14 protein-coding genes are annotated in these 13,201 nt (G+C 59.6%); 5 read left to right on the top strand and 9 right to left on the bottom strand.

The genetic code is table 11. From position 1 onward, the window contains the following. Positions 1–20: 20 nt before the first annotated feature. On the top strand, positions 21–1,004 hold the full coding sequence (locus tag FFR93_RS27455; RefSeq protein WP_138395468.1) for a zinc-dependent alcohol dehydrogenase family protein: 984 nt from the start codon (positions 21–23) through the stop codon (positions 1,002–1,004). 74 nt (positions 1,005–1,078) lie between these two features. Then, positions 1,079–1,342: a hypothetical protein gene (locus FFR93_RS27460; protein ID WP_138395469.1), complete on the top strand. Its 264-nt coding sequence runs from the start codon at positions 1,079–1,081 to the stop codon at positions 1,340–1,342. 132 nt (positions 1,343–1,474) lie between these two features. Here FFR93_RS27460 and FFR93_RS27465 read toward each other — a convergent pair whose 3' ends face one another. Beyond that, on the bottom strand, positions 1,475–1,690 hold the full coding sequence (locus FFR93_RS27465) for a hypothetical protein (protein WP_138395470.1): 216 nt from the start codon (positions 1,688–1,690) through the stop codon (positions 1,475–1,477). Between the two features lie 499 nt (positions 1,691–2,189). On the opposite strand from FFR93_RS27465, the gene FFR93_RS27470 reads away from it, so the two are divergent. After that, the gene (locus FFR93_RS27470; protein ID WP_138395471.1) at positions 2,190–2,489 is read left to right on the top strand and encodes a hypothetical protein; all 300 of its coding nucleotides are present in this window, start codon (positions 2,190–2,192) and stop codon (positions 2,487–2,489) included. Between the two features lie 146 nt (positions 2,490–2,635). Here the strand turns inward: FFR93_RS27470 and FFR93_RS27475 are convergent, their stop codons facing one another. The 8 genes from FFR93_RS27475 to FFR93_RS27505 form a co-directional block, all read right to left on the bottom strand. Then, the gene (locus tag FFR93_RS27475) at positions 2,636–3,343 is read right to left on the bottom strand and encodes a CBS domain-containing protein (RefSeq protein WP_138395472.1); all 708 of its coding nucleotides are present in this window, start codon (positions 3,341–3,343) and stop codon (positions 2,636–2,638) included. A 269-nt stretch (positions 3,344–3,612) separates the two neighbouring features. After that, on the bottom strand, positions 3,613–6,297 hold the full coding sequence (locus FFR93_RS27480) for an HAD-IC family P-type ATPase (protein WP_246661368.1): 2,685 nt from the start codon (positions 6,295–6,297) through the stop codon (positions 3,613–3,615). Between the two features lie 56 nt (positions 6,298–6,353). Beyond that, positions 6,354–6,674 (bottom strand): ATPase inhibitor subunit zeta, encoded by a 321-nt coding sequence (locus FFR93_RS27485; RefSeq protein ID WP_138395474.1) that lies wholly within the window; start codon positions 6,672–6,674, stop codon positions 6,354–6,356. A gap of 125 nt (positions 6,675–6,799) precedes the next feature. Further along, a complete protein-coding gene (locus FFR93_RS27490) occupies positions 6,800–7,051 on the bottom strand; it encodes a hypothetical protein (RefSeq protein ID WP_138395475.1) in 252 nt (83 codons plus the stop codon). A gap of 53 nt (positions 7,052–7,104) precedes the next feature. Next, a complete protein-coding gene (locus FFR93_RS41060) occupies positions 7,105–7,281 on the bottom strand; it encodes a hypothetical protein (RefSeq protein WP_171049272.1) in 177 nt (58 codons plus the stop codon). A gap of 322 nt (positions 7,282–7,603) precedes the next feature. Then, the gene (locus FFR93_RS27495; protein ID WP_138395476.1) at positions 7,604–8,860 is read right to left on the bottom strand and encodes an arsenic transporter; all 1,257 of its coding nucleotides are present in this window, start codon (positions 8,858–8,860) and stop codon (positions 7,604–7,606) included. 250 nt (positions 8,861–9,110) lie between these two features. Further along, entirely contained in the window at positions 9,111–10,496 is a 1,386-nt protein-coding gene (locus tag FFR93_RS27500) for an ATP-binding protein (protein ID WP_138395477.1), read from the bottom strand. 171 nt (positions 10,497–10,667) lie between these two features. Beyond that, positions 10,668–11,006, bottom strand: a complete 339-nt coding sequence (locus FFR93_RS27505) for a hypothetical protein (protein ID WP_138395478.1) — start codon at positions 11,004–11,006, stop codon at positions 10,668–10,670. Positions 11,007–11,373: 367 nt separating this feature from the next. Between FFR93_RS27505 and FFR93_RS27510 the strand changes: the two genes are divergently transcribed. Then, the gene (locus tag FFR93_RS27510) at positions 11,374–12,165 is read left to right on the top strand and encodes a MipA/OmpV family protein (RefSeq protein WP_246661363.1); all 792 of its coding nucleotides are present in this window, start codon (positions 11,374–11,376) and stop codon (positions 12,163–12,165) included. A gap of 219 nt (positions 12,166–12,384) precedes the next feature. Beyond that, entirely contained in the window at positions 12,385–13,131 is a 747-nt protein-coding gene (locus FFR93_RS27515; protein ID WP_138395480.1) for a response regulator, read from the top strand. Positions 13,132–13,201 lie beyond the last annotated feature (70 nt).

Consider the following 13,201-nt stretch of genomic DNA (forward strand, 5'->3'; position numbering starts at 1 on the left):
GGCGTTCGGAGGCAGGCCTGATGAAAGCAATGGTTCTCGAAGCGGTCGGATCCCCTCTGCGTCCGGTCGAGTGGCCCGATCCCGTCCCGCAAAGCGGGCAACTGATGTTGAGAGTGGAAGCTTGCGCTGTTTGCAGGACCGATCTTCACGTTTGTGACGGCGATCTTTCCGCGCCGAAGCTTCCGCTCATTCCCGGCCATGAGATCGTCGGCCGCGTCGAGGCGGTGGGAGAGGGTGTGCCTTCACAGCGGGTCGGACAGAGGGTCGGCGTTCCCTGGCTTGGCCACACCTGTGGCTGCTGTTCTTTCTGCTTGAACAATGAGGAAAACCTTTGCGATCAGCCGCAGTTCACCGGCTATACGCGTGATGGCGGTTTTGCCACTCATGTCGTTGCCGATGCTGATTACGCCTTTGTGCTGGATGAGCAGGCCGATCCGGTAGCGCTTGCGCCGTTGCTGTGTGCTGGTCTCATAGGGTGGCGTTCACTGAAGCAGGCCGGCGGCGGCGCCAGGATTGGGTTATACGGCTTCGGTGCGGCCGCCCATATCATCGCGCAGGTCTGCCGTTGGCAGGGCCGCGAAGTCTATGCTTTTTCACGCCCAGGCGACGATGCGGCACAGCGTTTCGCGCTTGACCTCGGCGCCGCGTGGGCGGGAGGTTCGGATCAACGCCCGCCCGTCATGCTAGACGCGGCGATCATCTTCGCTTCGGTTGGCCAACTCGTGCCTGCGGCTTTGCAGGCAGTGCGGAAAGGAGGTAGGGTGGTCTGCGGTGGCATCCATATGAGCGATCTTCCGGCAATGGCCTATGCGCTCATCTGGGGCGAACGAAGTCTTGTATCTGTTGCAAATCTCACCCGGCGGGATGCCGAAGAGTTCTTTCCCGTCGCTCGTCAGGCAGGAGTCAGGACCCACACGACCACCTATCCATTGATGGACGCGAATAGGGCGCTCGACGATCTCAGGGCCGGCCGCTTGAGCGGCGCAGCCCTGCTGACGCCGTAGGGAGCGTGTTGACTGCCTCGGCCTGAGAATCGAGGCTGTGCCGTCAACGTCCTGCGTGCCTTGGGGCGCCGATCGTGTTCGGCATGGCCTCTCCTCGGCTGAGCAAAGAGGAGCTGCTGGCACTGGAGGCTGAGCATAGGGCGTTGGCTGACGTGGTGGATGACATCGGCACGATGGCCGATCGGATTGCACGCTCGCCTTGGGAAAGGGCAAAAGACAAGCTCGAAAGGCTGGATTGTTGCCTGCGTGACCGGCTCCTTCCCCACGAGAGGAGAGACGAACAAGTTACGCGCGTCTTCGCCGAAAACATGCAGCGCCGGATGTTCTGGCCGGAATGAGCCGAACGCACATGGAAATGCAACGGCAAATTCACAATCTCACCGTCATGCGCAAGACGTTCGACAGCGGCACACCGACACAGGCGCAGCTTTATGAGGCCCAGCGACTGTTCCACGGCAGGAGGAAGAGATTTACCGTTCGCTGGAGATCGAATGAGTGTCTCCTCCCTTGCCCGCATCTGCTACTGGGGTGTCGAGCGCAGCAATGGTGCGTTTCTCTGATCGTGCTGGATCACCGTTGATCAGCGGGACGCTGAAGACAGTGGCCAGCATGAGAATGAGAACGATCAACAGAAGGTGATCGATGATAAGCCATCGCAGCCATCGTCCAACGGGGAAATGATTCACGGCATTCCTCCGATCGCACGCGGCGAGTCAATGGCAACCATGGTCTTCATGGCACTTCTCCGATTTATCAGGAAACCACAGTCTGAAGCGCGTTGATGAACAGGCATTGCGGAGGATCAAATTGCCGCCGTGCGATCTGCTGGCGGCTGCTTTTGACGCTGGTCAAAGTCATCACGCGATGTCGGGAACGAAGGAGCGGCGTCACCAGCGCTACCGTTAGAATAGATCGGCGGGGTCGGTCGCTTGGCGGTGAGTTTTGATTAGCGCGCATCGGAGCAGCGAGCTTAAGAAGGTGATTTCTACTCACATTTGACCGGCATCAATGGCGGAAGACGCCGAAGGTTGTCTTATTGAGATTTACCGGATTGGGTTTTGCTACGGCGTCTCCGACGTTCGCGTTTTGCCCGGGCGGCAGAAACAGCTTCCGGGTGTAACATTGATAACAGGTGGTGCGCCGGTGTCATCATGAGGTGGTTGCCTTTGAAGGAAAGGAGACGATATGAACCACATTCTCTCTCGGCCCGCTGAGGCGGCGCTGATTGGTGCAGGCAGCTCCGACCAACCGTCCTGCAGCATCGATTTTCGTCTCGAGCGAATGAGCAATCATGATTGGCAGATTTCGGCAGTGTCGCCCCAGGCGCGCGCCTGGGTGCGTGATGAACTCTGCTGTCCCTTTGCACAATGCTTCAACGACGTCATACACGCAGATGCACTCAGCGCGAATTCCTTTGTGAAGGAAGCGCATGAAAAAGGTTTCCGGACTGAGTTCGTTGGACGAAACGGCAAGGACGTCTTCTAGCGTGCGGACCTGCAGATGCGCATCGACGGCCTAGCCCCGGTAAAGTGGTCCCCTTGTCATCGAAATGAACTGGCATCTTTCCTCCCGCCATGCCGCGGCGTTTCCTGGCCACTACGGCCTCTGGGAAGAGGAGACAGTTCAGAGGCTCAAAGATAGAAGCCGGGTGGCGGCACCGGCATGTCCGGAGGCGCCACGACCTGGACTCGATCATCCACCCGCTTTACGCCGATGGTGTTTTCTGCAGCCACGTGCAGGGCCGTCTTTTCCCGCGAGTCCAGCACTCGGCCTTCCAGCGTGACCACGCCATCGGCGACGTGCAGAGTCACGGAATCTCCCCATTTTTGCCGAGCGAGTTCCGCCTCCAGCGCACTTTGGATATCGCTGTCCGTTCGTGCGGCGCAATGCCTGGTAAGCTCGCGGACGAGTGCGGCCATGACGTCGAAGCGCGTGACGATACCGATGAGATGGTTGCCTTCGACCACCGGAAGACGCTTCACGTTCTTTTCCGCCATCAGCTTGGCGGCGGTTTCGATGGATGCATCCGGCTGCACGGTCACTGCCGGGGAAGACATTACTTCTCCAACGTCGTTTCCGAAGCTTTTCGCGTACTCCTCGGCCAACCCGCCGCGGGAAGCGAAGAAATCACGCCAGAGGCTGTGGGGAGCTTGCGTGTGGATTTCGCCGCGCCGCAGGAAGTCGCTTTCGCTGATGATGCCAAGCAGGTCGCCGGATTGATCGACGACCGGTAACCCGCTGATGTGGCGATCGACCATAGCATTGGCAGCCTCCCAGATCTTCGCGTTCGGCCCGATCGTCGTCGGGTTGGGAGTCATGATTGATCGAATTTGTAGCATCTTCCAAGCTCCTGAAACTGAAGGCAGGATAAAGCCTCTGCAACGTCATTTCCTTGATCGCCGTCAATGGACGTCGACCGCAGCACTTCCGGGGTCACTTCAGCGACCTGCGAATCCGCGTAGTGCAAAAGCGAACAGGACCGCGGCAGTCACTGCAAGCCAACGGAATTGCCAGACGATGAAAAGCCGGCGCCGCGATAGATTACCGCTTGTGCCATCGTAATGAAATGCGTGTTGGTGCCGCGAGCAACGCTGCCTCTGCCGAGAGTTCATTCAGCCTCGATCTCGTGCAGGTGCGTGTTTGAAGAGGTACGTCCACGCAATTTGTCCATCTCTATTACAAGCAGAAGCGAGGCGGCGGCCAGAAGCGTCAGCGCCCATTCCGCCAGCGAGATCGGCGCCAGGCCAAGCACCTCACGGAACCACGGGACATGCATGGCGCCGATATGGATGGCTTGGGCCGCTACGATACTGGCGAGCAGCAGCGGGTTTTGGAAAAAGGATCGCGAGAAGAGCGAGCGACGCTCGGAACGGCAGCTGAGAGTTTGTACATTCTCAAACATGACGAAAAGCAGAAGCAGTAGATTGCGCGCCTCGGAGACCTGGTAGCCCTGTGACAGCAGCCAATAGAAGACTGCAAAGCCACCGCCGCCTATGACGAGCGCGGATTGGACGATCCGGCGAACCATTAGCCCGTCGAAGATCGGCTCCTTGGGGAGGCGAGGTGGCCTGGCCAGTTCGTCGCCCTCAGGTCGCTCTCCCGCGAGCGTCACGTCCTGAATGCCATTCGTGACGAGATTCAGCCAGAGAAGCTGCACGGGAAGCAGTGGCATTGGAAGACCGAGCGGAATCGCCAGCAGGAACAGCAGCATTTCCGCAGCTCCTGTCGCCGTCAACATGAGGATGACTTTGCGAATGTTGGAATAGGCGGTTCTACCCTCGCGAATGCCGCTGACGATGGAGGCGAAATTGTCGTCGGCAACGACGATGTCCGCGCTCTCCTTGGCGACCTCCGTACCCTTCACGCCCATGGCGACACCGACATGAGCGTGTTTCAGGGCTGGAGCGTCATTGACGCCGTCTCCGGTCACCGCCACGAAATGGCCGTTGCGCGCCATGGAGAGCACAATCGCAAGCTTCTGATTGGGAACAACGCGGGCATAGATGCGCGCGCTTTTCGTAAGCTCATCCAGCCGCTCCGGGCCTGCGGCTTCGGCCTCGCGCACCGCGTCGCCGGTGGTGATTTGGCTCGGGCCGAAGTGCAAACCCGCCTGAGCGGCGATGGCCGCTGCTGTTTTGGGGTCGTCGCCCGTCACCATCGCTACCTCGACGCCGGCGGCGCGGCATTCTCGGATCGCCTGCGGAACTTCCTGGCGGATCGGATCCTGCATGCCCGCAATACCAAGGAATACGAGGTCGATAAGATGATGGTGGCCGAAGGTGGCGTCGGCATCACTGCGGATTTCGCCCTCTGCGAAAGCGAGAACCCGAAGCCCGCGGGCCGCCATCTCCTCCTTCTGGGCGAGAAGCCTGTCTCTGTCGATTTCCACCACCCGGTCGCCGACATCCATCCGGTCGGCCATGCTGAGCAGTGTCTCAGTCGAGCCCTTCGCGAAGATGCGCACGCGTTCGCTCCCGCGATGGAAGGAGGCAGCATATTTCAGATCGGGCTCATAAGGGATGCGGGCGAGCAAGGGATAATCCGCTGCCATCTTCTCTTGCGCCAATCCCGCCTTACGTGCGGCGGCCAATAGGGCGACGTCGACCGTGTCGCCGACGCCTTTCCAGCCGTTCTCGTCCTGTATGAGCGAACCCTCGTTGGGAAGCGCGGCCGCTCTGAGCAGTCGGCCGGCGCGCACGCGTGCCTCCGCCACGCTCATATTGGCCGCCTTGATCTCGCAGGTGTCCAGGTCAGTACCCGCATCAAGGGCAAGATCGGTGCCGTCCGGGAGCCGGATATCGGTAACCGTGAGCTCGTTGAGCGTCAGAGTCCCTGTCTTGTCGGTGGCGATCATGGTGCAGGAGCCCAGCGATTCGACCGCCGGCATTCGCCGCACAATGACGTTGCGCTTCGCCATGCGACGCATGCTGATCGCGAGGGCAATCGAGATTGCGATGGGCAGGCCTTCTGGAATTGCGCTCACGGCAAGACCGACCGACATAAGGAAAAGATCGCTCCACGCGAGCCCTCGCATGAGGCCGATGCCGATCAAGACCAGTGACGTCACCCCCACCGCCCAGGCGATCGCATTGGAGAAACGAGCAAGCCGGATCATCAGTGGCGGTTGCGATGCGGATGCCCTGCCGATTTCGGCGGCAATCTTGCCGATCTCGGTTCTAAGTCCTGTCCCTGTCACGACGCCCGTGCCCCGTCCACGCGTGACCAGCGTGCCGGCGAATGCGGTTGCCGTCTTGCCCTCCTCAACCGGCACGCCAGCGGGCCGTGCCGCTTTGCGCGTCGCCAGCGATTCTCCGGTAAGGAGGGATTCGTCGCACAGAAGGTCGGTCGCCTCAACCAGTGCGAGGTCGGCCGGAACTCTTCCGCCGGCTTCCAGAAGCACGAGATCTCCCGGCACCAGCAGGCGTGCTTCAATTTCCCGCACCTCTCCGTCGCGAATGACGGCGGCACGCGGTTGTTCGAGCTTTCGAAGCGCCAGCGCAGCTCGGCCTGCCGAATATTCCTGCAGACTGCCGATCAAGCCGTTCAGCAGCAAGACGACGCCGATAAAGACTGCGTCCTTGGTATCGCTGACCACCAGGGAGATGGCGGCTGCCAGAACCAGGATATAAATCAGGGGGCTGCGGAACTGCCGCAAGAAGACAAACGCGAAAGAGGGGGTCTCAGGCTCGGGCAGAATATTTGGACCGTAACGCACCAGCCGGCTCTCGGCCTCTTCAGTGACGAGGCCGCTACGACTGCCGAGACCGGCGGCGAATGGGTGGGGAATGGGAATGGTCACGAGATTTCTCCTGCACGAAATTGCCGGCAGCCTGGCCACATCACCCGGATCTACCCGGCCTCGTCGAGAGACCTTGCCGCTTCAAGCAGAAGCTGCTCCATTTTCTCGCGAACCGTCTGAGCGTTGATCGCGAGATCCGCATATTGCAGGTCGCTCAGAACCTTTTTGAAGACTTTCTCGTCTCCTGACTCCAGCAACCCGGCGGAAATGACTTCGTCGAAATAGACGTCAAAGTCATTTCGTCCGATGAGCTCGGCCGCCCAGCGTGCCAGCATCCGGTCGCGCCTCGCCCGGATATGGAACGTACGCTCGAGCTTCATGATGTACTCTTTCTCAAGTGCTTCTTCACGCTCGTCGATGATGCCCATCATCGGTCCTCCAGCGAATAGTCATCAGCCGCTTGATGGCTGCTCGTCGACGTGTCGCCGGGATCAGCTCGGAGCGGTGCATACGGCGGCACGTAATCATTCTTGCTTCGGAAACCGCCTGCGTTTGATCAGACAATTGTCCGCGCAATGCCGCAGAACAGATTTCTTTCGCAAATCTGCACTGCTTCTTCGAACCTTTCCATTCGTGGCAAGGAATTCGAGCCTCGCCTGTACTGCGGATCGTATCCGGCGCCCGCATTGCCACCTTGAACATAGACCGGCTCATCGCAGTCCGCATTCGTCCTTTGCTTAAAGATCATCGTTTCTCTGCTCGCGGCAAGGTGGACCAATTTCAAGAAGTCACGCCAGGTCTGCTGCATGCGGCTAAGAACCCTCACAGTCGCCGGCGCCGATTCCGCCGACCTCGGCACGATCAAAATCCGTTACCCTTGGTCGGCGGGATGAATGGATCCGGATAGCCTTCCTTGGGTGCCGTCTTCGTCTGCGGCGCATCATCCGACTGATCCGGCTGCGGCCACCACGCCGCACTGCCGTAGCCGGCCAGGACGGCAAGTAGGATCACGGCTGTTACGGTCACTATCTTCGGCATAGCGCATTCCTTTCGCTCCGTGAGATGGCCATCTTCGAGCGATCTTGCCCCCGGCGCATTGCGCTCGATCAATGAGCTCTCGAAACGAAGTAATTTATTGTCGAACAAGGCGGCAGCATCGCAGGATATTTGACGGATCCGACACCGTCTCGTGGACATAATCGGCGACCGCCGCATGTCGGCGTTCCAAGATTAGCTGAAAGATGTCTTTCTTCTGGGAAGCAGACGAATGGGACACCTAGATCGGCGCTGATAGCGGCGAACTTGCTGCTGCGGCTCTATCCGGATCCGGTGATTGAGCGGTCGTAGCGCCGGCAGCACCTCAAAACAGGAGGAGCGACCCCAGAGACAGAATGAGCGCGGGGAACATGACGACGGTTCCGAGCTTTAGAAACGTCCAGGCGCCGATATGCAGGCCTTCGCGCCGGAGCGCAGACAGCCACAGGATCGTCGCCAGCGACCCCGTCACCGACAGGTTGGGTCCGAGATCGACGCCGATCAGTACGGCCCCCGCGATCTTGTCGGAGACACCGGCTGCCTGCACTACGCTGCCGGCAAGCAGGCCCGCCGGAAGATTGTTCACGAGGTTGCAGATCACACCGACGAGCAGGCCCGCAACGCCGATCGCCTGCGATTGCGAAGCCGAGGCTAGTGAAGCCAATTGATCGGAGAGAAGCTTCGTCAAGCCGGTGTGGTCGAGAGATTCCACGATGACGAACAGGCCCGCGACCAGCGGCAGAACGCTCCAGCTTATGCCTTTCAGCGTCTCGGCCGGGCTTTGCCGCGTCAGCAGCAGAACAATCGCGGTGGTGATCGTGCCTGCAGCAAAGGTCGGCACGCCGAGATCGACATGCATGGCCGACGCAGCGATAAGAACAATCGCCGTCAGCAGGATCCCCCATCCGGCCAGGCGGGCGCTGCGCGAGAGGGGCGGCCGTTGCGTATCCGCGGCAAGCGTATCGTCTGCAAGGGCGCGGCGCTGCGTCCAGTAGAGGCAGAGGAACGTCGCGACGATCGAAATGATCGACGGCAGCATGAATGTCGACAGCCAGCGGGACAGCGACGGCATGTCGCCGCCGGCAAAGATCACCAGATTGGCCGGATTGGAAATCGGCAGAACGAAGCTTGCGGCATTGGCGATGAAGGCGCAGATCAGGAGATAAGGCATCGGGTCCTTCACCCGCGCCGTCCGGCAGGCGGCATAGACGGCCGGCGTCAGCACCACGGCCGTCGCATCGTTGGAAAGAAAGACGGTGACAACCACGCCAACAAGATAGACCAGCACGAAAAGACGTCGAGGTGAACCTTTGGCACAGGCTGTGGCAATGGCGGCGATCCAGTCGAACAGGCCTTCGCGCCGGGCAAGCTCGGACAGCAGCATCATGCCGATCAGAAACAGATAGACGTCGCCGCCCTTGGCGACGCCGGCCAGGGCATCTTCGGGTCCGACCAGGCGGAAGGCGAGCAGGAGCAGGGCGCCGAATACGGCCCAGATCGCCTCCGGCCATCGAAAGGGACGGGCGACGACGCCCATCGCAGTGAGGCCGGCGATACCCCAGGTCATGGCATGTTCGGTCATTCGGAATCGCGTTCGGTTGGCTCGCGGCGGATCAGCCGCCTAGGTTGGTAAGAGTTTTTCTGCGATCGAATACATGTTTGCTCGGGCAGTGACAAATCTGTTTATGTTTCGCTAAGTGCAATGCCGAAAGAACATTCGCTCAAAAGGTCGTGCATAGCAGCTTACAGCCAAACGAGCTTCATACTGGCAGAACTGATGTCCGCGCAATTGCGTCCTCGCGGGCTCCGCCTCCGCAGAGCTATACTGCCCACTATGATGGCGTCATCGTCACTGTGGATTCGGCCGCAGTCGTATTTGCCTGCGTATTGATCGAATCGGGCGATGGCAGATTGAGTTCGGCGATCAAGCCACGCGGCGTGGCATTTTCTAACCTCAGCGTTCCAAAATGGCTTTCGACGATATCCCTCACGATGGAAAGCCCCAAACCGAATCCGCGATCGTTACGCGCAGAATCCAGTTTATAGAACGGCTCCAGGACATGGGCGGGGAATTCCAGAGGAATGCCGGGGCCGTCGTCGGTGACGCTGATGCTGATTGCCCGATCTGGCTTGACATGAAGCTCGACATTCACGTGCCGGGCAAATTTGGTGCCGTTGTCGATGAGATTGGCGATAGCGCGTTTGAGCGCGTGAGGTCGGCACGGATAGGCGAAGCGATCAGGCCCGTCATAGGAAACCGAATAGCCCATATCGGCAAAATCGTTGCAGACGGTGTTTATAAGGCTCGGCAGGTCGGCTCTCAGCTGGGTTTCCTTCGAAGCGTCCTTCCTGAGGTAGACCAAGGTCTCATCGACCATCAGCGCCAAGGCGTCGATGTCCGCCAGCAATGCGGCGCGCAGGGACGGTTCGGTTGAACGCTCGGCCCTGAGGCGCAAACGCGTCAGCGGCGTTCTCAGATCATGGCTGATGGCGCGCAACATGCGCGTGCGCGCCTCGATCATCCCCCGGACGCGGCTCCGCATGTCGTTTAGCGACTTCGCAAGTGTACGGACTTCAGGTGGCCCGATTTCGTCGAAGGGGCGCTCCGGGCCCTTATCCGGATCGAGATCGCGTGCGGCCTGAGAAAAGCGTTGAAGCGGCGAAGCGATCATGCGGCTGCCGTAGAGGGACAGCAGGACGACGGGCACGAACATTGCCATGGTCGCGAGGAAGTCGCTGATTTCGCGATCTGTGATGCGGGAGTCGGGCACGGCAGGCGGCGGTAAGAAAGCAAGGGCGCGGCGCTGATCGATGCTAACGACCAGCGACGGCTTAAGGTGGCCTGTCTCGGTCGCCGCCCGTAGCTTGGCGTCGACGTCCGGCGAAAGATTTTTCTGGATTTCGGAACGAAAGTCACCTTCCTCCACCTCCAGCTCGGGGCCTTGCAGTTCTGCCGCTGAGACCTCGGCGACTTGAAGTCCTGTCCTTCTCGCAGCGTCAAGAATGGCGGTCTCCTGATCAGCGGTCTCGGCAGAGCGGATCATCTCGGTAACGAACTCGATGCGCATGGCAACCGCGCGCGCCTGAGAGACGCTTTCAGGCTCCTTGATTGTCAGGTTTTCGCTGATGATGCCGAGGATTGCAAAGAGGACGACGGGCGCGACGGCAAGCAGGGCGATCTGCCGGTGGATGGAACCTGCAAGAAATCGCACCAGCATCGTCAGCCCTCCAAATCGGCACGCAACAGCCGGATGCTGCCGGCCTCATTTCGCCGCAGGCCGCTTGTCGCCTGTCGGCATAGCGCAAAGCGTGTAGCTACCGTTGAGATGGTATCAATATGCCAGCGGCAATGGTGTTTTAATTTGTTAACCCGCTGTGGCAAGGAACCGCTAACGTGGGTCCGCGAGTGTTCGAACGCGCTCAAGAAAGGCGGTCCTGTCGAAAAGGACAGGCTGTTCGGATGACGCCGCGTCGATGTTGGGCAGCACAAAGGCCTGGATGTTCACCACGGGGAGATTGGAGAAAAATCGCACCTCGCGGATCTTCGAAGTGATGGTGACGATCACTTTGCAGAGGAGGAGCTCCAGCACGAGCTGAAGTTCCGGTATGGTGCTTGCGCTCCTCACGTCGAAGCCCCGGCTCCGCAGGACTTCGCCGGCAAGATGTAATCCGCGCTGGTCGGGGATGTAGACAAGAACAGGAGGTGCGGGGTTCTCGCCGATCATCATTCAATTCCTCTTTCTTGGGCCGCACCTGGCAAAGTAGGAATTTCGTTTCAAAGATGTGTTTCATTACGTTAAGTGTTGTGTCTTCGCGTGCCGATATGTCCATCCCGACGCTCTTGCCGGCGGGAAGTCACCAGGCGATTATTTTTATCTGCCTCGCGTCATGCGCGCGCCCGCCTGTTCAGGGGCGTCAACTCGGGGCTCGGCAATGACGCTCGGAAACATTTCTTAACAAGACAAAATCCATCCCAAAACGGTTTGCCTGCAGGGTGCCGCCGGTCGAGGGCAGTAAGCCTCGGAAAACACCCAGGAGCGAACTTTGTCTTTTATGAAGAAGAATATTGGTTTGATGATTTTGCCGGCGCTGGTTATGCCCCTTTCAGCAGGCAATAGGGCGTGGGCGGCGGACCCGAGCGAACTTGGCGCCGGTGAACCGCCTGCACCATCCGGCGAGCGTCCCACGGGTTTCCGCGGCAAGCTTCACGACTGGAATGTCGTTGTGGGAGCTGGTGCTGTGTATGGCCCGAAATTCGAGGGGTCGAAGGATTTTGAGGTCATGCCGGTTCCTTTTGTTTCCGCAAGCTTCTTCAACGATCGCGTACATGTCGGACCGACTGGCTTGCTGATCGATATCTACAAGGTGGAGAATTTCAAGATCAGCGCCAGGGGCGGCATGGAATTCGGTCGCGACGAAGACGACGCCGATCATCTGGAGGGATTAGGGGATATCGATTCCGGTGCAAAGGTCGGCGGCGTGATATCCTACGAGCTTGGACCCATCGAGCTTAGTGCAGGTGTCGACAAGATCATCGGCGGCAGCGACGGTGTCACCGGGACATTCGGTGCTGAATATTCCCACATGGTCGGCCATTTCATCTTCTCCGCCGGGGCATCGGCTACCTGGGCGGACAAGAATTACATGAAGTCCTATTTCGGCGTCACTCCCTTGCAGTCGGCAAGGTCTGGCCTTGACGTCTACGATGCAGGCGCGGGCTTCAAACGCATCGATCTCACCGCATCCGTGACTTATCTGGCATCCGAGCACTGGTTCGTGCGCGGTCAGGCCGAACTGGGGATCCTGACCGGCGACGCGCGCAATAGCCCGGTGGTTCAGAAGGACACCCAGCCTTCCGTCATGATGTTCGTCGGCTACAAGTTCTGACCTCATTAGCTCGTTCGACTTCCGAGCTGAACCGCCGGCTGCCTCCTGGATGTCACGTCATGGTTTCCGGTGGGCTGCACCTCGTGCAGATCGGCGTGGCTGCACACCTCCTGCGAAGTTGCCGGTCGCCAGTCACGGTAAGACAATAAGACGATGCGCACACATTTTTCTGTTAAACAGGAACCGAAGCGGATGCTTTTTCAGATTCAGGCGCCGGATATGAGCAATATCGCATTCAATTCACCCATGCAGACTTCCGTGCGCATCCTGATCGTCGAGGACGACCGCGATATTGCCAGCATGCTGATCGACCTGATGAAGGATGCCGGCTACGCCGCCGAAGCGGTCGGCTCCGCCATGGAAATGGACCGCCTTCTGAAGAAGAAGGAGTTCCAGCTCATCGTTCTCGACGGCATGCTTCCAGGCGAAGACGGCTTCAGTATTTGCCGGCGGATCCGATCGACCAACACGGTTCCTATCCTCATGCTGACGGCGCTGACGAAGGAGGTCGACCGAGTGATCGGCCTGGAGCTTGGTGCCGACGACTACGTCACGAAACCCTTCAATTCCAGGGAGCTGCTGGCAAGGATCAGGGCCTTGCTGCGGCGCTCGTCCTACTCCATGCAAGTCAGGCCCATTCAGGAGGCGATGACCTTCGCCGGCTGGCGAATCGACCCCGTCACGCGCGAGCTGACCGATAGCGAAGGCGTTCATGTGTCGCTGACAACGGCAGAATTCGATGTCCTGCTGGTATTCTGCCAAAACCCGCGGCAGGTCATGAATCGCCAGGAAATCCTTGCCCGCACGCATGCAGGCTCGGCCGGCCCAGTCGAGCGCAGTATCGACGTCCATGTCAGTCGTGTCCGGCAAAAGATCGAGCCCGATTACAAGGAGCCGACGTTCATCAAGACGGTACGGCTGGGCGGTTATATTTTCACCCCTGAAGTTTCGCTGGCGCGGGACTGATCAGCCGAATCGAAGCTTGTCGGCAACGCTGCCGCCAAGGCTTTAGATGAGATAGTCTCCTCGCGGCGTC

Origin of the sequence: Rhizobium sp. MHM7A (assembly GCF_005862215.1) — a bacterium.
Lineage (GTDB): Bacteria > Pseudomonadota > Alphaproteobacteria > Rhizobiales > Rhizobiaceae > Rhizobium > Rhizobium bangladeshense.